This is a genomic window from Leifsonia sp. NPDC058248 (genome assembly GCF_042881905.1).
Classification (GTDB): domain Bacteria; phylum Actinomycetota; class Actinomycetes; order Actinomycetales; family Microbacteriaceae; genus Leifsonia.
Map to the genome: position 1 here is coordinate 334,277 of NZ_JBHVXB010000003.1, position 20,637 is coordinate 354,913.

Sequence of the window (20,637 nt, forward strand, 5' to 3'; positions counted from 1 at the left end):
GGGGCGATGCGCGTTCTGAGTGTTGTCGGTGCCCGTCCGCAATTCGTGAAGCTGGCTCCCATCGCCGCTGCCATGCGCGGCAGGGCGGAGCACATCGTCGTGCACACGGGGCAGCACTACGACGAGATCATGTCCGACGTGTTCTTCCGTGATCTGGGCATTCCGGCGCCGGATGTGAACCTCGCGGTCGGCTCCGGCAAGCACGGCGAGCAGACCGGGGCCATGCTCGCGGGCCTCGAGCCCGTGTTCGAGCGCTATGCGCCCGATTGGGTGCTCGTGTACGGCGACACCAACTCGACCCTCGCCGCCGCGGTGGCGGCCGTCAAGCTGCATCTGCCCCTCGCGCATCTCGAGGCCGGTCTGAGGTCGTTCAACCGCCGGATGCCGGAAGAGCACAACCGGGTGCTCACCGACCACGCAGCCGATCTGCTGCTCGCCCCGACGCAGGTGGCGATGGAGCACTTGGCGACCGAGGGCCTGGCCGAGCGCAGCGTCCTGGTCGGCGATGTGATGACCGACGTGCTCTTCCAGGTGCGCGACCAGGTCCAGGCGTCGGGGCTGCGGCCGGCAGGGATGGAGCCCGGTCAGTACTATGTGGCCACCATCCACCGGCCCGACAACACCGACGACCCCGAGAGGCTCACGGCGATCGTCGAGGCGCTCGGCGGACTCGACCGCCCGGTCCACCTGCTCGCCCACCCGCGCCTGGTCGCCGCAGCCGAGGCCGGGGGGGTGTCGCTCGAGCGCGGCTCGATCGTGCTGACGACCCCGCTGGCCTATCCGGAGCTGATCGCGGCGGTCTCGGCGAGTGCCGGGGTGGTCACCGACTCCGGCGGCCTCCAGAAGGAGGCGTTCCTGCTCCGGGTGCCGTGCACGACAGTCCGCCCCGAGACGGAGTGGGTCGAGACCGTGCAGCTCGGCTGGAACGAGCTGGTCGGCTCCGACCTCCCGCGGCTGCGCGGCGCCGTTCAGCGCCCGCGGCCCGCCGACACGGACGAGACGCCGTACGGCGACGGCCACGCCGCCGAGCGTGTCGTCTACGTGCTCAGCGAGCGGATGCGGCGGGGCTGACCACAGCCAGGATCGCCTCGGCCGCGCGCGAGCCCGCGGCTGCGATCGAGGCGTTCTCCCGCGCCCAGGCGGCGCGCCGATCGCGCTGTGCAGCAGTCGTGCCGTCGGCCTGCGCATTTGCGGCGGCGATCATGGCGTCGGCGACCGACTGCGGATCGTGTCCGCACCGCCAGCCGAGCCCGTTGTCGGCCACGAGAGCCGCGCCGGCGCCCTGACCGGCGAACACGACGGGAACTCCGCACGCGGCCGCGGCATACGTCTTGGTCGGCTTGGCGAAGTCATAGCCGGCCCCGGGGCTGATGCTCGCCAGTGCGGCCGTCGCCCCGCGGATCCAGCCGGCCGTCTCGGCAGGCGGGATGACGCCGCCGAAGTGGACGGAGTCGAGCCCCAGGCGTCGCGCCGTCTCGCGGAGGTGCGGCTCTTCGACGCCCTGGCCGAAGAACCGGATCGAAGCGTCGGGGAACACCTCGCGCACCCGGGGGAGGGCCTCGACGAACACCGACGGCCTCTGCCATTCCGACATCGCGCCGGTGTAGACGAAGGTCGGCCGGGTGCGCTCCGAGCTCGGGCCGTCCGGGGTGAAGGTGTCGGTGTCCACACCGTTGCCGACGACGCCGACCGTGCCACGCGACGTGCCGAACGAGACGACCTTGTCCGCCACCTCGTCGGACACGGCGACGACCGCGGACGCGTGGCGGAGCACGAAGCCCTCGACGGCCCGCATGATCCCGATCAGGGGCGCGGGAGCGCCGAGCGCGACGAGGCCGTCGGTCCAGACATCGGCGGCGTAGTAGGCGTACGGCCTCCGCCGAAGCCACGACGTCACGGCGACGACGAGGCCGGTCGTGGGCGGTGGCTCGGAGACGACGAGGTCGGCCCGCGTGAACAGCAGGCGGAAGAACAGGGGGATGTCGAAGCTGAGGTACTGGATGTAGCCGCGCACGTTGCCGCCGGCGTCGCGCAGCACCGGGAACCGGGAGACGCGGACACCCCGGTCGTGCGGCGCGCGGGCGCTTCCCGTCGGGGGCGTGGTGGTGACCACCGTGACGGCGGCCCCCTCGCGCACGAGGCCATTCGCCAGGGCACGCAGACGGAACGCGGCGGCGCCCACCTCCGGCGCATACAGCCGGGAGGCGATCACGACCCGCCGCATGGGCCGCTTCACTCGGAGACGGTGACCGTGGTCGACTGTCTGGCCGAGGCGAGCACGGCCTCAGCGACGCGCACGTTCTCCAGTCCCTCCCGCATGGTCACGATGCCGGGGTGGCTGCCGGTGCGACCCAGGATGGCATCCCGGAACGCCTCATGCTCGACTCGCAGGGGCTCGCGCTTGGTGAGCGCGTAGCGGAGCACGCTGCCCTCGCTCACGCCGCGGAACGCCATGACGGAGTCCCATTCGGTGCGAACCGTGCCGTTTTCGTAGAACGTGAGGTCGCCGCTGACGGTGTCGGCCACGAAGGCTCCGAGCTCACCGGTGACGACCGTGACGCGCTCCTTCATGGGCGACAGCCAGTTGACGAGGTGGTTGGTGATGACGTTGTTCTCGAGACGAGCCGTGAACGACACCATGTCTTCGAACTCGCGGCCGCTACGCAGAGCGGTGTGCGCCGCGACGGTGACGAAGCGGCTCTGGGCGAGCCAGGAGGTGAGGTCGATGTCATGGGTGGCGAGGTCCTTGACGACGCCGACGTCGGCGATGCGCGACGGGAACGGGCCCTGACGGCGCGTGGCGATCTGATACACCTCGCCCAGCTCGCCGGCCGCGATGCGTTCGCGCAGGCTCAGCAGGGCCGGGTTGAACCGTTCGATGTGGCCGACGGCCCCGACCAGACCGCGGTTCTCGAAGGCCTCGACGATGCGGGTCCCCGACGCGACATCGCCCGAGATGGGCTTCTCGACGAGCGCGTGCACGCCGGCGTCGGCCAGGCGCAGTGCGACCTCCTCGTGCAGGACGGTCGGCACGGCCACCACGGCCCCGTCGATGCCCTTCGCGATCAGTTCGTCGACCGAGGCGCCGACGTCCAGGTCGCCGGCGACACCGTGCGGGTCGCCGTAGGAGTCGGCGACGGCGACGAGCGTCACGCCGTCCGTCTCGCGGATCACCCGGGCGTGGTGACGGCCCATCATGCCGAGGCCGATGAGGCCCAGTCGCAGGTCGCCCATCAGGCGCCCGCTCCCGCGAGAGCGTTGACGGCGGACACGATGCGGTCGAGGTCGCCTTGGCTCAGCGACGGATGCACCGGCAGCGAGAGCACCTGCTGCGCGGCCCGTTCGGTCTCGGGGAGGTCTTCCGGACGGTTGAACGACGGGAGCCGGTGGTTCGGGATCGGGTAGTAGACCCCGCTGCCGATCGCGTACTCCTCGCGCAGCGCCTGGGCGAAGCCGTCGCGGTCCTCGGCGACGCGGATCGTGTACTGGTGGTAGACGTGCGTCGCGCCTTCGGCGACCGCCGGCGTCTGGACACCGCTGAGGTTGGCGTCGAGGAAGGCCGCGTTGGAACGGCGCTGCGCGGTCCAGCCGTCGATCTTGGTGAGCTGCACCCGGCCGATCGCGGCGTGGAGGTTGGTCATGCGAGCGTTGAAGCCGACGATCTCGTTCTCGTACTGGCGCTCCATGCCCTGGTTGCGCAGCAGGCGCAGGCGACGGGCGATCTCGTCGTCGCCGGTGGTGACCATGCCGCCTTCGCCGGATGTCATGTTCTTGGTCGGGTAGAGGCTGAACATGGCGAACGTGCCGAAGGAGCCGACGGGCCGGCCGCCGAACCACGCCCCGTGGGCCTGGGCGGCGTCTTCGAACAGCTTGAGCCCGTGCCGGGCGGCGACGGAGCCGAGTGCGTCCATGTCGGCCGGGTGGCCGTAGAGGTGGACCGGCATGATGCCGACGGTGTTCTCGCTGATGACGGCCTCGACCGCTGCGGCGTCGAGAGCGTAGTGATCCGGCTCGATGTCGGCGAACACCGGACGGGCTCCGGTGAGGGCGACGGAGTTCGCCGTCGCCGCGAACGTGAAGGAGGGGACGATGACCTCGTCGCCCGGGCCGACGCCGGCGGCGAGGAGGCCCAGGTGGAGTCCGGCGGTCCCCGAGTTGACGGCGACCGCGTGTCGGCCGTCGACCAAGTGCGAGGAGAACTCCGTCTCGAACGAGGCCACCTCGGCGCCCTGGGCGAGCATCCCGGATGCGAGGACCGCGTCGACAGCGGCCCGTTCCTCATCGCCGACGATCGGCTTGGCTGCGGGGATGAAGGCGGGTGCCTCGGTCATCAGACCACCTCTCTCAGTACGTCATCTTGCTCGCGGTATCGTTCGCCCGTCGTCGGGCACACCCAGTCGTCTCCGTCTCGTTCCAGCGGAACGCCTGCTTTGCCCACCCAGCGGATGCGGCGGGCCGGCACGCCGGCGACGAGAGCGAAGTCCGGCACGTCCTTGGTGACGACGGCGCCGGCGGCGACGGTCGCCCAGCGGCCGATGGTCACCGGTGCCACGCACACAGCCCGGGCGCCGATCGACGCGCCGTCGTGGATCGTGACCCCGACCGGTGTCCAGTCGTGGGCGCTCTTGAGCTCGCCGTCCGGGGTGATCGCTCGGGGATAGGTGTCGTTCGTGAGGACGACGGCCGGTCCGATGAACACGCCGTCGCCGAGCACGGCCGGCTCGTAGACCAGGGCGTAGTTCTGGATCTTGCAGTTGTCGCCCATGCGCACGCCGGTGCCGATGTAGGCGCCGCGCCCGACGATGCAGTCGGTGCCGAGCACCGCGTTCTCGCGGACCTGGGCCAGATGCCAGATCTTGGAACCAGCACCGATCGTCGCGTCGGGCGAGACATCGGCCTGAGGTGCGACAAAGACCAACGCCGTGTGTCCTCTCGGAAGTGAAGGGGCGCCCTCGTGCTGGGCGATTGCGCATCGAAACTACCATGCGAACCTCCGGAACCGCCCCGCGCACGGTCGGGGTCCAGGTTCGGCGGACCTGGTGGCGATAAGATGTATCAGCCATTCGAGCCGACGCCCCGGCCGGGGCGACGATAGAGGAGACGACCGATTACACCGCCCGTCGAGCAACGAACGTGGCTCGTGATCCCCCTCTACAACGAAGCGCCAGTCGTGCGGTCCGTGATCGAGGAGGCACGCAAGACGTTCCCCAAGGTCGTCTGCGTCGACGACGGCAGCACGGACGCGTCGGTGCGCGAAGCCGAAGCGGCCGGAGCGGTCGTGGTCCGGCATCCGGTGAACCTCGGTCAGGGCGCGTCCTTGCGCACCGGGCTCGACTACGCCCTCGGCGATCCGGACGCCGACTATTTCGTCACCTTCGACGCCGACGGCCAGCACCAGGTGGCCGACGCGCTCATCATGGTGCACATGCTCGACGAGCAGCCGCTCGACATCGTCGTCGGGTCCCGGTTCCTCGACGACCGCACCAAGGTCGCCTTCGTCAAGCGGGTCGTCCTCAAGCTCGGCATCGTCTTCGAGCGGATGAGCAGCGGCGTGCACCTCACCGACGCCCACAACGGGCTCCGCGCGCTCAACCGCCACGCGGCCGAGACGATCGCCATCACGCAGAACCGCATGGCCCACGCCTCGGAGATCGTCGCCGAGATCGGCCGCAACGACCTGCGCTGGGCCGAGGCGCCGGTGCACGTGGTCTACACCGACTACTCGCGTTCGAAGGGCCAATCCGTCTGGAACTCGGTCAACATCCTCAGCGACCTGTTCCTGAAGTAGGAGACAACGTGGACACCGGGCAACTGACCATCAAGATCATCCTGATCATCGTTCTGGCCGCATTCGCGGTCTTCCTCATGCTGCCGGGCCGCGGCCTGCGCCACCTGGCGATCCGGCGGCTCGTCATGCTGCTGCTGGTCGCCGCGGTCGTGATCGCCGTCGTGTTCCCCTCGGCGGTCACCGCCGTCGCACGGGTGGTCGGCGTCGGCCGTGGAGCGGATCTGCTGCTCTACGGGCTGATCGTCGTGTTCGTCGGCAATTCGATCCTGCAGCAGCGGCGTCATCGTCACACCGAGCGCGAAATCACCGAACTCGCCCGGCAGCTGGCGATTCTGCAGGCTCCGCCGGCCGCGCAGGTGTCGGCCGCTGCGACCCGCGAGCCGATCCCGGAGAAGGCTGCCGGAACGGTCGCAGAGACAGTCGCCGAAACGGTCGCCGAAACGGTCGCCGAAACGGCCGCCGAGCCGCCGAGCCCGCACACGGCGGGCCCGAGTACAACGGATGCTCAGACTCCTGTCTCATAGAATCGGGGCCATGCGAATCCTCGTCACCGGCGGCGCCGGCTACATCGGTGCACATGTGGTGCGCCTGCTGCGCAGCCGCGGCGACCACGTCGTCATCGTCGACGACCTCGAAACGGGAAACGCCGGTCGCGTGCCCGACGTGCGCATCGAGCGACTCGACCTCTCCGAGCCGTCGTCGATCGCGATCCTCGCCGCCCTGTTCGCCGAAGAGCGCATCGATGCCGTCCTGCATTTCGCCGCCCGCAAGCAGGTGCTCGAATCCGTCCTGCGGCCCGCTTGGTACTTCCAGCAGAACGTCGCCGGGCTGGCCAACCTGCTGCTCGCGATGGAGGAGGCGTCCGTCCGGCGGCTCGTCTTCTCGTCGTCCGCCTCCGTCTACGGCAGCGTCGACGGCGATGCGATCACCGAAGAGGCCGAGACGCGTCCGCTGAACCCCTACGGCGAGACGAAGCTCGTGGGGGAGCAGCTCGTCCGCGATGCCGCCCGCGCGTTCGGGCTGTCGGCGATCAGCCTGCGCTATTTCAACGTGGCAGGCACCGGATGGCCGGAGCTCGCCGACCACGCCGTGCTCAACCTCGTTCCGATGGTCTTCGAGCGCATCGACAACGGGCTCCCACCACTCATCTTCGGCGACGACTACCCCACCGCAGACGGGACCTGCGTGCGTGATTACGTGCACGTGCTCGACCTGGCGGAGGCCCACCTGGCCGCGGTGGAGCGCACGGATGCGGGCGAGCCCGGCCACCGGGTGTTCAACGTGGGCACGGGGGAGGGCACCAGCGTCCGTGCGATGGTCCAGGCGATCCTGACCGTGTCGGGTTCCGAACTCGAGGCGGAGGTCGCACCGCGGCGTCCGGGGGACTCCGGAATCGTGGTCGCCTCGCCGGCGAAGATCGCGCGCGAGCTCGACTGGCGCGCCAGCCGCGGCCTCGACGAGATCGTCCGATCGGCATGGGACGCGCACGTCTCCCGGTCGGCCGTCGCATGATCCGTCTCTCCGTCGCCCTCTGCACGTACAACGGGCGGCCGTACATCGCGGAGCAGCTGGCGAGCATCCTGGACCAGCAGCCCGGCGTGGCGCAGCTCGTCGTCTCGGACGACGGCTCGCTCGACGGCACGCTCGACGTGGTGCGCAACGCCCTCGCGAGCCGGACCGGCCTTCCGGACGTCGTCATCCTCGAAGGGGAGACGCCCGCCGGTGTCACCGCCAACTTCGAGCGCGCGATCACCGCGACCGACGGCGAGCTCGTGGCGTTGAGCGATCAGGACGATCGGTGGCACGTCGACCGCGTCCGCACGATCGGCGCCCGGTTCGACGCCGAGAAGGACCTCACGCTGCTCCACACCGACGCCACGCTGGTGAAGGCCTCCGGCGCGCCGCTGGGGCGCACACTGTTCGAGTCGCTCGAGGTCTCGCCGGCCGAGTTCGCGGCCGAGGAGAGCGGCGATGCCTTCCGGGCACTGCTGCGCCGAAACCTCGCCACGGGCGCGACGGTGGTCTTCCGTCGGGAGCTCCTCGCCCAGGCCCTGCCGCTCCCGCGCGAATGGGTGCACGACGAATGGCTGGCGATCATCGCGGCGGCCACGGGCACGGTCGGTGTGCTCCGGGAGCCCACGATCGACTACCGCCTCCACGGGGCGAACCAGATCGGCGTCGCCGAGCCGACCCTCCGGTACAAGCTGCGGCGGGTGCTCGAACGGCGCGGCGACCGCAACGCCGTGCTGGCGGCCCGCTTCGCCGTGCTGGCGGAACGGCTGGCGGCCCTGGGCGACGCCGTCGCACCCCAGGACCTCGCCGCCGCTAGGGCGAAGGCAGCCTTCGAGGCTGAGCGCGCCGCCCTCCCGGCAAACCGTCTGCGGCGCATCCGGCCCGTGCTCGCGCTCCGGCGCCGTGGGCTGTACCCGGCCTACGCGAGCCGCGGCAGGGCCGACGTGCTGCGCGATCTGCTGCAGCCGGCCTAGCGCGGACGGCCTAGCGTGCAGCCGGCCTAGCCGGCAGCCGGCTCCGGCTTTCGGGGCAGCCGCCGGCGCCAGCTCATGCCCTGCGACGCTTTGACCGCGCAGATCACGAGCAGCAGCCAGCCGGCCTCGATCAGGATCGAGCTCTCGAAGACGCTGGTCGTGAGCAGGGCGACGAGCACGAGCGGCGCCCAGGCGTAGACCACGCTGCGCTTGTTGGACGCCAGCAGCCAGGAACGGCCGAACGCCAGCGCCACCAGCCCAACGAAGAGCGCCAGGCCGATGATGCCGACCTGCAGGTAGACGTCGAGGTAGGCGTTGAGCCCGTCGGCATGCGACGAACGGGTCGCCGCGTCGATGGCGGAGAACGGGTACAGGTCTTGCGGCCACGCCCCCACCCAGCCCCAGCCCACGGTCTGGTTCAGCGGGATGAGCTGCCAGATCTGGATCCACAGCTGGTAGCGCACCTGGAAGTCGGAACGCGCGTTCAGCAGGTCGATCACCCGCGTGCGGTAGACGTAGGCGAGCACCAGCGCCACCAGCGTCACCGCGGCGAGCCCCCACTGGTAATAGCGCCGGTGGGCCGCCGGCACCTTCCGGATCCCGTAGAGGGCGAAGGTCGCCAGCCCGACGACCAGCGACACCGCCGCGATGACGGGCGAATGCGCCAGCAGGATGCTCACCGCGGCGAGCGTGATCGACACGGCGGCCAGCGGCGGGCGCACCGACCGGGTCCGCAACTCCACGAGGAAAGTGACGAAGGCGATCAGCGCGACGATGCTCAGCTGGTTACGGGAGCCGAAGAGCCCCTGAATCGGGCCGCCGAGGGCGATGTTGCCCTGGATCCCCAGAAACCGGATCGGCAGGTCGAGCAGCAGCCCGCTCACGACCTCGAGCGCAAGCGAGACGGCGAGCAGGAAGCGCAGCACGTCTCCCACCACGCGCACGATCTGGATCGCGTCCCGCACCAGCGCGATGTACACGGCGAGGAACGCGAAGCTCAGCTGGTAGATCACCCCGGCCGCCGTCGCCCACTGGTAGCTGCTCCAGAACAGGCTGAGCGCGCACCAGGCGACGAACAGCAGGATCGAGATCGGCAGCAGACCGTGCCACTCGATCAGCTTGCGCTGCGCGATGAAGGAGAGCGCCGCGAGCACCACCAGCACGCCCAGCGCGCCGATCAGCCCCGGCCAGCCGATGACCGCACGGATCGCGTGCGTCGAGAATCCGACGCCGACCGCGACGAGCGAGAGGACCGAATTGAACCGCGCAGACCCGAGGAACTCGGTCACCGCGACGGGGACCAGTGAACGTCGGGTCGCGGCCATGCAGCAATCCTACGGTGCGGTCTGCTTCGTCTTCACGGAGAAGACCACCAGCAGCAGCCAGCCCGCTTCGATGAGCAGCCGGCTCTCCGCGACGCTCTGCGCGAGGAACGCGGCGAGCACCAGCAGCGGCAGCAGGGTGAGCGCCCGGTACGGCTGGTCGTCGGCGACGCCGAGGCGCGGGCGGTCGACCGCGAGGAACCAGGTGCGCTTGAGGGTGGACAGCACGAGCAGGATGAAGACGACCAGGCCGACGATACCGAGCTGCAGCCACACGTCGAGCCAGGCGTTGTGGGCCTGAAGGTACTGCACCCCGCTGCGCACCGCGAGCCCGTCGAACGGTTTCACCCAGGGTGCCCAATAGCTCACCCAGCCCCAGCCGAAGACCGGGCGCTGCTGGGCGAGGGCGATCACCTGGTCCCAGATTCCCAGCCGGCCGGTGAGGTCTTCGCTCTTGCCGAGCAGCGTCGGGATGCGCGCCGCGAACACGACGGCGAGCACGGCTCCCACGACCACGAGCGCGGCGGCGGTGAGGTACACCGGGCGCCGATGCTCCGGCCCGGCCCGCCTTGTCCACAGCGCGAACCCGAGCACTACCGCCGTGAAGAGGAGGGCGACGATGACCGTGGACGACCGGGTGAGCGCCAGCATCAGGGCCGCGATGACGATCCACGTGATGCCGGTGCCGCGGCGCACCGTGCGGTCGGCGAGCTGGATGCCGAACACGATCAACGCCAGCAGGCTCACCATCGCCAGCAGATTGCTGTTGCCCTGGATGCCCTGGATCTGTCCGCCGTGGAACAGCAGGTCGCGGCTCCAGTAGAACGCCGCCGGCTGCTTGCCCGGGGGGAACGGCGCCCAGAAGGGGAGGATCGGCTGCCGCACGAACAGGGACACGATCAGCTCGAACACCAGCGACAGCCCCAGGATCCAGCGGAACGCATTGGCAAGCGCGCGCAGCAGTTGCGGCCAGTCGAGGCAGAGGGCGACGAACGCTGCGGCCGCCGTGGTGACCCACTGCGCCAGCACGCCGAGAGCGCTCGCCCCCGGATAGAACGACCACGCGATCGACGCAGTCGCCAGGAGCAGGAAGAGGACGAGCATCCGGGGTGTGCGCCGCCAGTTGAACGCCGGTCGCAACCGCGCCAACAGGACGATGCTGGTCACCACGAGCGCGAAGGCGAGCACGAAATAGCCCGGCCAGCTGATCAGGTCGCGCCAGAAGTCGCCCGCGAAGAGCGTGAAGATCAGCAGCGTCGCAAAAGCGACCGTCCCGTCGGCGCCCGTGACGGAGCGTGCGCGGGTGCGGATCGAGGCTGCTGAAGTCACCTCGAAAGACTAGTGGAGTGCACTTGCGACGCCCCTGCGACCCGGCGCACCCGGAGCTCGGCGGTCGGCGCGTCCGGTTCGGCCGCCGTGCCCTCGGGGAAGTCGAAGACGCCCAGCATCAGCTCCAGCGGATAGTCCGGCGACACCTGCGCTCGCCGCGTGATCCGTCCGTCGACGGAGAACACGACGCCGCCCGGCGTCCAGTCGGCCGCATAGGTGTGCCAGTCGCCGACGTCGAGGCCGAGGTCGAGCGTGTCGAAATCCTCCCGCAGCCGGGCATCCCGGAACGGATGCACGCCGCAGCCGACCAGCCTCGTGTCGCCGAAGACCTCGACCAGGCAGATCTCGCCGCACCGCTCCGGCCGGTCCTCCAGGCCGACCATCCACGCCGAGAACATCGAGCGGGCCGTGATCGTCGCCCGGCACTCCACCTCGATGCGCCCGAAGAGCGGAGCGAAGCCGATCGTGGTCGGCTGCTCCTCGCGCACCAGCATCCCGTCGAGGAACGGCTGCTGACCGTCCGTGCTGCCGACCGGCCCCGACCGGTTCCCGGTCTGCACGGCGGAGACGCGCAACGGCCCGTCGTGCAGGTCGGGGCACCAGAGCGGCTGGTCGGGCGGGATCGTGAGCGACAGCTCTCCGTCGCTCACGCGGTAGGTCGCCGCCGAGGCCGCGCGCGAGCTCCACGCCGGCAGGTAGCTCGTCGTCCACACCGCCGGGTCGAGGTCGTCGCCGTCGAAGGTCTCGACGAACACCGTCGTCGCCATGAGGCCGAAACTACACGTTCGGCGTCGCCACGAACAGGGTCCCGTCGCCCCGAACGGTCAGCTCGCCCTCGTCGGGCGTGACGAACACGGACTCGCCGCGCGACAGCTCCACGCTGCCGTGCGCACCGGCGATCGTGACGACTCCCCCCGTGCTGAGCGCGATCGCGGGGCCGGGCAGCGGCAGCCGCGCCTCGGCGACCGCGCCGCCCACCACCACGTGGTCGAGGGCGAAGTCGGGCACGTCCGGCCGGAACACCTCGACACCGGGCGCCGGATGCTCGGGCGCGAGCGGCTTCGCGTCGATGGGCGAGAAGTCGAGGATGCTCACCAGCTCGGGAACGTCGATGCGCTTGGGGGTGAGGCCGCCGCGCAGCACGTTGTCGCTGGCGGCCATCAGCTCGATGCCCAGTCCGCGGAGGTAGGCGTGGATGTTCCCGGCCGGCAGGTAGAGCACCTGGCCGGGGGTGAGCGTCACGCGGTTGAGCAGGAGGGCGAGCACGATGCCCGGGTCGCCCGGGAAGGCTGCGGCGAGCATCCGGACCGTGTCGGCGGCCACGGCGAGGTCGTCTCCTCCGGCATCCGGCACGATGGTCTCCGCTGTCGCGGAGACGGCGCCGACGAGCCGTGAGACGGCGGGGTCGCCTCCGAGCAGCCACTCTGTGGCCGAGCGCAGGACGGCCGACGGGTCGCCGTCCAGCGTGCGGGCGAACGACTCGATGGTGTCACGCCTTTCGTTGGTCGCCGACGCGGCCAGCCGGCCGAACAGGGCGGCGCTCCTGGCCACGTCGCGGAACCCGCAGAGCGCGTCGAACGTGTCGCTGAGCGCGAAGATCAGCTCCGGCTTGTGGGAGGCGTCCTTGTAGTTGCGGTCGGGGGAGTCGAGCGGGATGCCCGCCGCGTTCTCGCGCGCGAAACCGGCCTCGGCCTGCGCGTTCGACGGGTGCGCCTGCAACGACAGGGGGCCGGCCGCCGCGAGCACTTTGAGCAGATACGGCAGGCGCCCGGATGCGTCTCCGAGCGCCTCGCCGGGGTCGCGGCCGATCCAGGCGGCGAGGTCGGGGGCGCCGTCGACCTGCGACGGGTCGAGGATCACCGACGGGGATCCGGCGTGCGCGCCCAGCCACAGCTCCGCCTCCGGATACCCGGACGGAGTCGTGCCGAGCAACCCCGCGATCTCCGTGGTGGAGCCCCAGGCGTAATCGCGTGGGGTATTGCCGATGCGCACAAACATCCGTCACGGTCCCTTCCGAATCGTTAGACCAAACTACCAATCGCTTTGAACGACCGGGGTGCGCTCCCTAGGCTGACGCTGGTCCTTTCCGGACGTCACCCCGCATCCCGGCACGCAATGGAGCAGACATGGCCTTCGAGACTCTCGCCAGCGACTTCTACGGCTACGAGAACCTTCTCACCGACCGCGAGAAGGACTTCCTCGCCGGCCTGCGCGCCTACCTCGAGTCCGACGTGAAGCCGGTGGTGAACCAGTACTGGGAGAAGGCGGAGTTCCCGCACGAGATCATCGAGGGGCTGCACCGCAGCGGCGTGATCGGGCTCGGCTTCCCGGAGACGGCTCCGTTCGAGAACTCGGCGGTCTTCCGCGGCTGGGCCGCACTCGAGCTCGCCAGGGTCGACGCATCGGTCAGCACGTACGTCGGCGTGCAGAACGGACTGGCCGTCGGCGCCGTCGGCGTCTGCGGCTCGGCCGAGCAGCGCGCCGAATGGCTGCCCAAGCTGGCCTCCGGCGAGGTGCTCGGCGCGTTCGGGCTGACCGAGCCGCTCTCGGGCTCCGACTCGGCGCAGGGTCTGCGCACCGTCGCGAAGCGTGACGGCGACAACTGGGTCCTCAACGGCTCCAAGCGCTGGATCGGCAACGCCACCTTCAGCGACATCACCATCATCTGGGCCAAGAGCGAGGAGGACGGCCAGGTCAAGGGCTTCATCGTCCCGACCTCGACGCCCGGATACACCGCCACCAAGATCGAGGGCAAGCAGTCGCTGCGCATGGTGCAGAACGCCGACATCACTCTCGAGAACGTGGTCGTCCCCGAGTCGCTGCGCCTGCAGAACGCCAACAGCTTCAAAGACACAGCGGCAGTGCTGCGGCTCACCCGCGCCGAGGTGGCGTGGGCAGCGGTCGGCGTCGCCGTCGGCGCCTACGAGGCCGCCGTGCGGTACTCGAAGGAGCGCGTCCAGTTCGGCAAGCCGCTCGCCGCCCACCAGCTCATCCAGGACCTGCTCGTCAAATCGCTCGGCAACATCACCGCGTCGATCGGCCTCTGCACACGCGTGTCCGAGATGCTCGACCGCGGCGAGCAGCGCGACGAGCACTCCGCCCTCGCGAAGGCGTTCGCCACCGCCCGGATGCGCGAGACGGTCGCCTGGTGCCGCGAGATCCTCGGCGGCAACGGCATCGTGATCGACTACGACGTCATCCGGTTCTTCGCCGACGCCGAGGCGCTGTACTCCTACGAGGGGACGCGCGAGATGAACACGCTCATCGTAGGCCGCTCAATCACCGGCCAGGCGGCGTTCGTGTGATCCGGCGACGCCGGCGTCGCCAGGGCGCGTCGTTTGCCGGTAGCTGTCGTCATCCCGGGCGCGTTGCCGACGACGACCGGCAAACGACGACCTGACCCCGGTCCGGTCGCCGACCGCCGGTCGCGATAGGGTGGCGCGTGGCCGGCACGGTGCCGGCGCGAGGAGGTGCGTCGCGTGACGTGGTTGGTGACCGGAGGAGCCGGATACATCGGTTCTCACATCGTCCGGGCGTTCCTGAGCGAGGGCATCGACGTGGTCGTCGTCGACGACCTGTCGAGCGGGCACGAGGAGTTCGTGCCGGCCGGCGTCCCGTTCCATCGCGGCACGATCCTCGACGGCGAGCTGCTCGACCAGGTCATCCGCGCGAACGGCGTGACCGGTGTCGTGCACGTCGCCGGGTTCAAATACGCCGGCGTCTCGGTGCAGCGGCCGCTCCACACCTACGAGCAGAACGTCACCGGAACCGCCGTGCTGCTGGCGGCGATGGCGGATGCCGGCGTCGACGCGATGGTCTTCTCGTCCTCAGCGGCCGTCTACGGCACACCCGACGTCGACCTTGTGACCGAGGACACCCCCAAGAACCCCCAGTCGCCGTACGGCGAGACCAAACTGATCGGGGAGTGGCTGCTGCGCGATCAGGGGGTCGCCGCGGGTCTGCGCCACACGTCGCTCCGTTACTTCAACGTCGTCGGGTCCGGGGACCCCTCGCTGCGCGACACGAGCCCGCACAATCTCTTCCCGCTCGTCTTCGACGCCCTGGTCGACGGCCGCGTCCCGCGGATCAACGGGGACGACTATCCGACCTCCGACGGCACCTGCGTGCGCGACTACATCCATGTCGCCGACCTCGCGGCGTCGCACGTCGCGGCGGCCAAACGCCTCGACGCCGGGGAACCGATCGCGCCCGTCTACAACCTGGGCAGCGGGGACGGGGTCTCGGTGGGCGAGATCATGGCGACGGTGGCCGCTGTGACCGGTATCGCGTTCACCCCAGAAGTGGGGCCGCGCCGCGCTGGAGATCCTGCCAGGATCGTGGCATCGGGAGAGCTCGCAGCACGCGATCTCGACTGGAAGATGAGGCACTCGCTCGAGGAAATGGTCCGCAGCGCCTGGGAAGCACGGCAAGCGGCCTCCTGAACGCGATGCGCACGGGGGTAGAACGCCCGGGCGTGTCGCGATTGTTGTCGACCTTCGGCGCGTCGTGAACTCTCGACCAGCGCTCAAGGCTTTACGATTCGCGACTTGACGTAATCGAATGACAACGGTGTAATTATCAACAACACGTTGCCTTTACGTGCAGAGCAGTTAATGGGTGGGAGACCGATATGACAGTTCCTGAATATCGTTCCGGGGTACCCGACGACTGGTTCATCGATCCGGTCAAGCTGGGCGTTCCGGGGGTGCGGTCCACTGTCGACGACGACAACCCGCTGGCCTGGCAGACCGACTCGCTCTGTGCCCAGACCGACCCCGAGGCGTTCTTCCCTGAAAAGGGCGGCTCGACCCGCGACGCCAAGCGCATCTGCGCCTCCTGCGAGGTGCGCTCGCAGTGCCTGGAGTACGCACTCGCGAACGACGAGCGCTTCGGCATCTGGGGCGGCCTCTCCGAGCGCGAGCGCCGCAAACTCCGCAAGCGCGCAGGCTAGTCCTCCTGACTCGTCGCAGCGGGGCGGGCATCCGGCGCGAATCCACGCCGCGCCCGAGAGATGAACGGGATACGTCGAAGGCCAACTTAGGCTGACTCCGATGTATCCGAGAGTCACCGCCATCGTCGTCGCCCACAGTGGTGGCCACCATCTTCAGCGCACTCTCGACGCCGTCGCAGCGCAGACGAGAAAACCGGATGCCGTGATCGCCGTCGATTGCGCGTCCACCGACGACGCCCCCCGCCTGCTCGCGGAATCCGGTCCCACCCAGCTGCTCTCCGTGCAGGAGAGGCTCCCGTTCGGCGCCGCGCTGGCGACCGCCGTGCGCGTCACGGCTCCGCCCGCCTCCGACAACGAATGGCTCTGGCTCCTCGCCCAGGACACCGCTCCGGAGCCAGGCGCTCTCGAGGCCCTGCTCGCCGCCGTCGAGGTATCGCCCTCCGTCGCCGTGGCCGGTCCCAAGCTGGTCGACTGGGAGGACCCCGCCTTCATCCGCGAGTTCGGCGAGGCGATGACCCCGCTCGGCGCCGCGGTGCCTCTCGTCGAGAACGAGATGGACCAGGCGCAGCACGACGGCTTGAGCGATGTGCTCGCGGTGTCGTCCGCCGGTATGATCGTGCGCCACACGCTGTGGGATGCCCTCGGCGGCTTCGACCCGGGGCTCCCGACGGCCGACGACGGCCTCGACTTCAGCACCCGGGTCCGTCTCGCCGGGTTCCGCGTGATGCTCGTCGCGCAGGCACGTGTGGCGATCGCCGGAGACGGCATCGCCGGACCGAACCTCTCGCGCAAGTGGCGCGTCCGCCGTCGTCTCGTCAAAGAACGACGTGCCGCCCAGCTGCACCGTCGCATGGTCTACGCGCCGGGGGCCGCAGTGCCCTTCCACTGGCTGAGCCTCGTGCCGCTCGCCATCCTCCGGTCGATCGGCCGGATCGTCCGCAAGGAGCCGGGCGCCGTCGGCGGCGAGCTCGCCGCAGCCTTCGCGGTCGCCTTCTCCGGACGCAGGGTCGGCAACGCCCGCCGCACGCTCGCCGCGAACAAGGCGGTCGGGTGGGCGGCGGTGGCGCCGCTGCGCATCCCGTTCGACGAGGTCCGGCGTGCGCGGGCGCTGAAACGCGAAGCCGCGATGGTCGGCCAGCAGGGCGAGCGCCAAGAACTCGACTTCTTCGGAACCGGGGGAGGCTGGACCGTCGCCGCCGCCCTCGTGATCGGGATCGTGCTCTTCTTCCCCCTCCTCGGGAGCAACACGATCACCGGCGGGGGACTGCTTCCCCTGAACGACTCGGTCGGCCAGCTCTGGGCACAGCTCGGCTACGGCTGGCGCGATCTCGGGCTCGGCTTCGTCGGTGCGGCGGACCCGTTCGCCGCCGTGCTCGCGGTTCTCGGCACGCTCACGTTCTGGAACCCCTCCCTGTCGCTGGTCGTGCTCTATTTCGCAGCGCTGCCGCTGGCCGCCCTCGGCGCCTGGCTCGCCGCCGCCCGCCTCACGAACCGCACGCTCCTGCGCGCTTTCGCGGGTCTCGCCTACGCGATCGCGCCGACACTGATCGTCGGGCTGCAGAACGGCCGTCCGGCAGCCGTGCTCGCGCACATCCTGCTGCCCTGGCTCTTCTTCGCCGGTCTCGCGGCGCGACGCTCCTGGGCGGCCAGCGCAGTGACCGCCCTGCTCGCCGCGGCCACCGTGGCCTGCGCACCCGCGCTCATCCCGGCCCTGCTGGTGGCCTGGATCGCAGCCATCGCGTTCGCCGGCCGCCGCGCCGCGCGCATCGTCTTCATACCGCTGCCGGCCGTCGTGCTGTTCGCGCCCCTCGTCTGGCAGCAGATCTCGCGTGGCGCCTGGCTGTCGATCTTCGCCGATCCCGGCGTCGTGCAGGACGCCAGGCAGACGCCCGCCTGGCAGCTTGCACTCGGCTTCCCCGACGGCACTCTGGGCGGATGGCACACGCTGGCCGCCGCCGTCGGGATCCCGGCCGCCGCCCCCAACCTCGTGGTGCCTCTTCTGCTCGCGCCGCTCGGTGTGCTGGCCATCCTGGCGCTCTTCCTCCGCGGTTCGTCGCGGGCGATCGTCGCTCTCCTGGTCGCCCTCGCCGGATTCGTGTCCGCCGTCGCCGCCCTCCATGTGCAGGTGGCCTCCGCCGGCGCGACCGTCGTTCCGATCTGGCCGGGCACGGCCGTCAGCCTCTACTGGCTCGGGCTCGTCGGGGCCGCCGTACTGGCGCTCTCCGCGGTGGGCCGGGCTGCCGTTTACCCGGCCTGGGTGGCGCTCGTCGCGCTCGCCGTGGCGGTCGTGCCGTCCGCCATCGCTCTGCACGCGAACCAGTCCCTCGTCACCGAGAGCAGCGGACGCACGATGCCGGCCGTCGTGACCGCCAAGGCCGCGACCCAGCCGCGCGTCGGCACGCTGCGAATCACCCCCCAGCCGGACGGCGGCATCGAGGCGAACCTGATCCGCGGCGCCGGCGAGACGCTCGACGGTCAGACCACGCTGGGCTCGACCGAACGCAGCCTCAGTGCGCGCCAGCGCGAGCTCGCGACACTGGCCGGCAACCTCGCGTCGGTGAGCGGCTACGACGCCACCGAGCGGATGAGGGAGCTCGGCATCGACTTCGTCCTCCTGTCACCGGCGGCCGCGGCGCTCGACGAGAAGGCGACGGCGCCCGCTGAGGTCACGGGAACCCGCGCCTCGACCGCGCTCGACGCCAACCCGATCCTGGCGCCGGTCGGCAGCACCGCGAACGGCCGGCTGTGGGCGTTCGACCGCGGCACCGCGGAAGTCGCTCCGGCCGCGAAGATCCCGGCGGACGCGGGTCAGCCGTGGCGCACCATCGTGCTCGTGGTTCAGGGCGTGGTGATCGGCCTGACGCTGCTGATGTCCATTCCGACCATCCGCTCGGCCGATCGAGTCGCAGAGCTCAACGCCCGTCGCCCGAAGCGGCGTGCCGAGCAGGAGGACGAGGCCGCGGTCGAGCCCGAGGACGAACCGGACGAGGACGACGCGGAATCGTCGGGCGACGAGACCGTCTCGGAGTACGAGGTCGAACCCGACGACGAGGCTGCCGTCGAGTCGGCGGACGAAGAGTACCCGCGCGCGCAGCGGCGGGAGGAGTTCGAGCCGGAGCAGGAGCCGGAAGCCGAGCCGGAGCCGGAGCAGGAGCCGGAAGCCGAGCCGGAGCCGGAGCCGGAGCCCGAAGCCGAGCCGGAGCCGGAGCCCGAGCCCGCCGCCGACCGGGAGCGCGCCTCCGTGACGACGCCCACCACCCTGGAGGACGGGCTCGACGAGACCATCATCAGACCGCGACGAACGCCGGAAGGAGGCCCCCGTGGCTGACAAGCGTGGCATCGCCCGCGTCGGGGTCCGAGCCCTGAGCGGTGTGATCGGAGTCGGCGTCGCCGCCCTCGTGGTCGCCGGAGCCACCCTCCTGCCCCTGCCGTCGTTCCAGGTCGCCGCTCCGGTGTCGACCGTGACCCCGGTTCCCGCCGACCAGCAGCGCGTCTGTCCGGGCCCGCTGCTCGCCCTGGCCGCCGACGCCGGCGCCGCGACCACGCCGTCGTCGTTCGGCGAGCCGATCTCGGCCTACGGGACGGACGCCGACGGAATGCAGACGCACCTCCTCAAGCCCGACTCAGACGCCGCCACCCCGTCGCAGGCGCCGCTGGTGCTGACCGTGCCGACGCCATCCGGCTCGACCACGCCGCCCCTCGTGGCCGGCGCGCAGTCGCAGGCCGCCGTCACCGACGATCTCGCCGGACTGGCCGCCTCCTCGTGCGACGAGCCGAGCGCCGACAGCTGGCTGGTCGCCGGATCGACCGCCCTCGGTCAGACGAGCCTTGTGATGCTGTCGAACCCCACAGCGGTCGAGGCCACGGTGAACCTCACGATCTTCGCAGAGACCGGGGCGGTGGATGCTCCGGGAGCCACCGGCATCGTCATCCCGCCGGGCGCCCAGAAGGTCGTCCCGCTCGCCGGACTCGCGCCCGGCGTGTCAGCACCGGTCGTGCACGTGAAGACCTCGGGCGGGCAGGTGGTTGCCTCCCTCCAGCAGAGCTACGAGGTCGGGATCGAACCGCGGGGCGTCGAGTTGAGCGCCCCCACCGGCTCGCCGTCGCCGACGCAGGTGATCTCGGGGGTGACCATCCGCACGCTCGCGAAGGTCACCGCCGGCCAGGTCGGCGAAGGGTACGGAGTCGATCTGCCGGCCGTGCGGGTGTTCGTGCCGGGCGATCAGCCTGCCGAGGTCGCGGTCGGCGCCGTCGGGGAGACCGGAACCGCCGCCGGCAACTCGTACTCGGTCAGTGTGAAGCCCGGGGTGGTCGCCGAGATCCCGATCCAGGGTCTCAAAGACGGGAACTACACGGTGACGGTCCATTCGTCCCAGCCGATCATCGCGGCGGCCCGCACGGCTGTGGTCGGAGCGAAGACCCGCGACTTCGCCTGGTTCGTGTCGTCCGAGCAGATGCCGGACCGGTTCCTCGCCGCCGTCCCGACGGCGCCGTCCCCGCTCATCCACTTCGCCAATCAAGGCAGCGCCGACCGGACGGTCACCATCACGGGCCAGAACGGCAAGAAGGCGACCGTGAAGGTTCCCGCCGAAGGCTCGGTCAACCGGCCGGTGGCCGCCGGGCTGAACACGATCGAGGGCGCGCGCGGACTGGTGACGAGCGTCAGCTTCTCAGCCGACGGCAGCGCCTCGACGTTCGCACTCAACCCGCCGGGGCCGCTTGCAGCGCCACTGGACGTGTACCCGCGCTGAGCCTCCCACC

The 20,637-nt window shown here is 70.5% G+C and carries 18 protein-coding genes; 10 read left to right on the forward strand and 8 right to left on the reverse strand.

What is annotated here, in order from left to right:
• The first annotated feature begins 6 nt into the window (after nucleotides 1-6).
• Entirely contained in the window at nucleotides 7-1,071 is a 1,065-nt protein-coding gene (gene wecB, locus ACFVV5_RS06945) for a non-hydrolyzing UDP-N-acetylglucosamine 2-epimerase (RefSeq protein ID WP_387240952.1), read from the forward strand.
• Here wecB and ACFVV5_RS06950 read toward each other — a convergent pair.
• From ACFVV5_RS06950 to ACFVV5_RS06965, 4 genes are read right to left on the reverse strand one after another with little or no spacing between them, the layout of a single operon-like run.
• Nucleotides 1,046-2,236, reverse strand: a complete 1,191-nt coding sequence (locus tag ACFVV5_RS06950; protein WP_387240955.1) for a glycosyltransferase — start codon at nucleotides 2,234-2,236, stop codon at nucleotides 1,046-1,048. The two genes, wecB and ACFVV5_RS06950, sit on opposite strands and share 26 nt — an antisense overlap.
• Nucleotides 2,233-3,234, reverse strand: a complete 1,002-nt coding sequence (locus ACFVV5_RS06955) for a Gfo/Idh/MocA family oxidoreductase (RefSeq protein WP_387240958.1) — start codon at nucleotides 3,232-3,234, stop codon at nucleotides 2,233-2,235. The genes ACFVV5_RS06950 and ACFVV5_RS06955 overlap by 4 nt, the downstream gene beginning before the upstream one ends.
• A complete protein-coding gene (locus tag ACFVV5_RS06960) occupies nucleotides 3,234-4,331 on the reverse strand; it encodes a DegT/DnrJ/EryC1/StrS family aminotransferase (protein WP_387240961.1) in 1,098 nt (365 codons plus the stop codon). The genes ACFVV5_RS06955 and ACFVV5_RS06960 overlap by 1 nt, the downstream gene beginning before the upstream one ends.
• The gene (locus tag ACFVV5_RS06965) at nucleotides 4,331-4,918 is read right to left on the reverse strand and encodes an acyltransferase (RefSeq protein ID WP_387240964.1); all 588 of its coding nucleotides are present in this window, start codon (nucleotides 4,916-4,918) and stop codon (nucleotides 4,331-4,333) included. Before ACFVV5_RS06965 ends, ACFVV5_RS06960 begins: the two co-directional genes overlap by 1 nt.
• A 222-nt stretch (nucleotides 4,919-5,140) precedes the next feature.
• On the opposite strand from ACFVV5_RS06965, the gene ACFVV5_RS06970 reads away from it, so the two are divergent.
• The 4 genes from ACFVV5_RS06970 to ACFVV5_RS06985 are packed head-to-tail and all read left to right on the forward strand — an operon-like array spanning nucleotide 5,141 to nucleotide 8,274.
• On the forward strand, nucleotides 5,141-5,788 hold the full coding sequence (locus ACFVV5_RS06970; RefSeq protein ID WP_387240967.1) for a glycosyltransferase family 2 protein: 648 nt from the start codon (nucleotides 5,141-5,143) through the stop codon (nucleotides 5,786-5,788).
• 8 nt (nucleotides 5,789-5,796) lie between these two features.
• Nucleotides 5,797-6,312, forward strand: coding sequence for a DUF2304 domain-containing protein (locus ACFVV5_RS06975; protein ID WP_387240970.1), 516 nt, complete (start codon nucleotides 5,797-5,799; stop codon nucleotides 6,310-6,312).
• A gap of 10 nt (nucleotides 6,313-6,322) precedes the next feature.
• Nucleotides 6,323-7,300 (forward strand): UDP-glucose 4-epimerase GalE, encoded by a 978-nt coding sequence (galE, locus tag ACFVV5_RS06980; RefSeq protein WP_387240973.1) that lies wholly within the window; start codon nucleotides 6,323-6,325, stop codon nucleotides 7,298-7,300.
• On the forward strand, nucleotides 7,264-8,274 hold the full coding sequence (locus ACFVV5_RS06985; protein ID WP_387240976.1) for a glycosyltransferase: 1,011 nt from the start codon (nucleotides 7,264-7,266) through the stop codon (nucleotides 8,272-8,274). Before galE (ACFVV5_RS06980) ends, ACFVV5_RS06985 begins: the two co-directional genes overlap by 37 nt.
• A gap of 26 nt (nucleotides 8,275-8,300) precedes the next feature.
• On the opposite strand, the gene ACFVV5_RS06990 is transcribed toward ACFVV5_RS06985, so the two are convergent.
• Genes ACFVV5_RS06990 through manA form a run of 4 tightly spaced genes read right to left on the reverse strand, consistent with a single transcriptional unit; the run spans nucleotide 8,301 to nucleotide 12,923 of the window.
• Nucleotides 8,301-9,599, reverse strand: coding sequence for an O-antigen ligase family protein (locus ACFVV5_RS06990; RefSeq protein ID WP_387240979.1), 1,299 nt, complete (start codon nucleotides 9,597-9,599; stop codon nucleotides 8,301-8,303).
• A 9-nt stretch (nucleotides 9,600-9,608) separates the two neighbouring features.
• Nucleotides 9,609-10,925, reverse strand: a complete 1,317-nt coding sequence (locus ACFVV5_RS06995) for an O-antigen ligase family protein (RefSeq protein WP_387240982.1) — start codon at nucleotides 10,923-10,925, stop codon at nucleotides 9,609-9,611.
• A complete protein-coding gene (locus ACFVV5_RS07000; RefSeq protein ID WP_387240985.1) occupies nucleotides 10,922-11,692 on the reverse strand; it encodes a glycoside hydrolase family 16 protein in 771 nt (256 codons plus the stop codon). Before ACFVV5_RS07000 ends, ACFVV5_RS06995 begins: the two co-directional genes overlap by 4 nt.
• Before the next feature lie 10 nt (nucleotides 11,693-11,702).
• On the reverse strand, nucleotides 11,703-12,923 hold the full coding sequence (gene manA / locus ACFVV5_RS07005) for a mannose-6-phosphate isomerase, class I (RefSeq protein WP_387240989.1): 1,221 nt from the start codon (nucleotides 12,921-12,923) through the stop codon (nucleotides 11,703-11,705).
• Between the two features lie 128 nt (nucleotides 12,924-13,051).
• On the opposite strand from manA, the gene ACFVV5_RS07010 reads away from it, so the two are divergent.
• The 5 genes from ACFVV5_RS07010 (at nucleotide 13,052) to ACFVV5_RS07030 (ending at nucleotide 20,627) form a co-directional block, all read left to right on the forward strand.
• The gene (locus ACFVV5_RS07010) at nucleotides 13,052-14,230 is read left to right on the forward strand and encodes an acyl-CoA dehydrogenase family protein (RefSeq protein ID WP_387240992.1); all 1,179 of its coding nucleotides are present in this window, start codon (nucleotides 13,052-13,054) and stop codon (nucleotides 14,228-14,230) included.
• Between the two features lie 174 nt (nucleotides 14,231-14,404).
• Nucleotides 14,405-15,367, forward strand: a complete 963-nt coding sequence (gene galE, locus ACFVV5_RS07015; protein WP_387240995.1) for a UDP-glucose 4-epimerase GalE — start codon at nucleotides 14,405-14,407, stop codon at nucleotides 15,365-15,367.
• A gap of 188 nt (nucleotides 15,368-15,555) precedes the next feature.
• A complete protein-coding gene (locus ACFVV5_RS07020; RefSeq protein WP_387240998.1) occupies nucleotides 15,556-15,876 on the forward strand; it encodes a WhiB family transcriptional regulator in 321 nt (106 codons plus the stop codon).
• 100 nt (nucleotides 15,877-15,976) lie between these two features.
• A complete protein-coding gene (locus tag ACFVV5_RS07025) occupies nucleotides 15,977-19,204 on the forward strand; it encodes a glycosyltransferase (protein ID WP_387241000.1) in 3,228 nt (1,075 codons plus the stop codon).
• On the forward strand, nucleotides 19,197-20,627 hold the full coding sequence (locus ACFVV5_RS07030; RefSeq protein ID WP_387241003.1) for a DUF5719 family protein: 1,431 nt from the start codon (nucleotides 19,197-19,199) through the stop codon (nucleotides 20,625-20,627). The genes ACFVV5_RS07025 and ACFVV5_RS07030 overlap by 8 nt, the downstream gene beginning before the upstream one ends.
• Nucleotides 20,628-20,637 lie beyond the last annotated feature (10 nt).

Bases quoted from the DNA above. Each gene is read 5' to 3' on its own strand.
- wecB (WP_387240952.1), top strand. From the start codon at position 7: ATGCGCGTTCTGAGTGTTGTCGGTGCCCGTCCGCAATTCGTGAAGCTG.
- ACFVV5_RS06955 (WP_387240958.1), bottom strand. From the start codon at position 3,234: ATGGGCGACCTGCGACTGGGCCTCATCGGCCTCGGCATGATGGGCCGT.
- ACFVV5_RS06960 (WP_387240961.1), bottom strand. From the start codon at position 4,331: ATGACCGAGGCACCCGCCTTCATCCCCGCAGCCAAGCCGATCGTCGGC.
- galE (WP_387240973.1), top strand. From the start codon at position 6,323: ATGCGAATCCTCGTCACCGGCGGCGCCGGCTACATCGGTGCACATGTG.
- ACFVV5_RS06985 (WP_387240976.1), top strand. From the start codon at position 7,264: ATGGGACGCGCACGTCTCCCGGTCGGCCGTCGCATGATCCGTCTCTCC.
- ACFVV5_RS06990 (WP_387240979.1), bottom strand. From the start codon at position 9,599: ATGGCCGCGACCCGACGTTCACTGGTCCCCGTCGCGGTGACCGAGTTC.
- ACFVV5_RS07000 (WP_387240985.1), bottom strand. From the start codon at position 11,692: ATGGCGACGACGGTGTTCGTCGAGACCTTCGACGGCGACGACCTCGAC.
- manA (WP_387240989.1), bottom strand. From the start codon at position 12,923: ATGTTTGTGCGCATCGGCAATACCCCACGCGATTACGCCTGGGGCTCC.
- ACFVV5_RS07010 (WP_387240992.1), top strand. From the start codon at position 13,052: ATGGCCTTCGAGACTCTCGCCAGCGACTTCTACGGCTACGAGAACCTT.
- ACFVV5_RS07020 (WP_387240998.1), top strand. From the start codon at position 15,556: ATGACAGTTCCTGAATATCGTTCCGGGGTACCCGACGACTGGTTCATC.
- ACFVV5_RS07025 (WP_387241000.1), top strand. From the start codon at position 15,977: ATGTATCCGAGAGTCACCGCCATCGTCGTCGCCCACAGTGGTGGCCAC.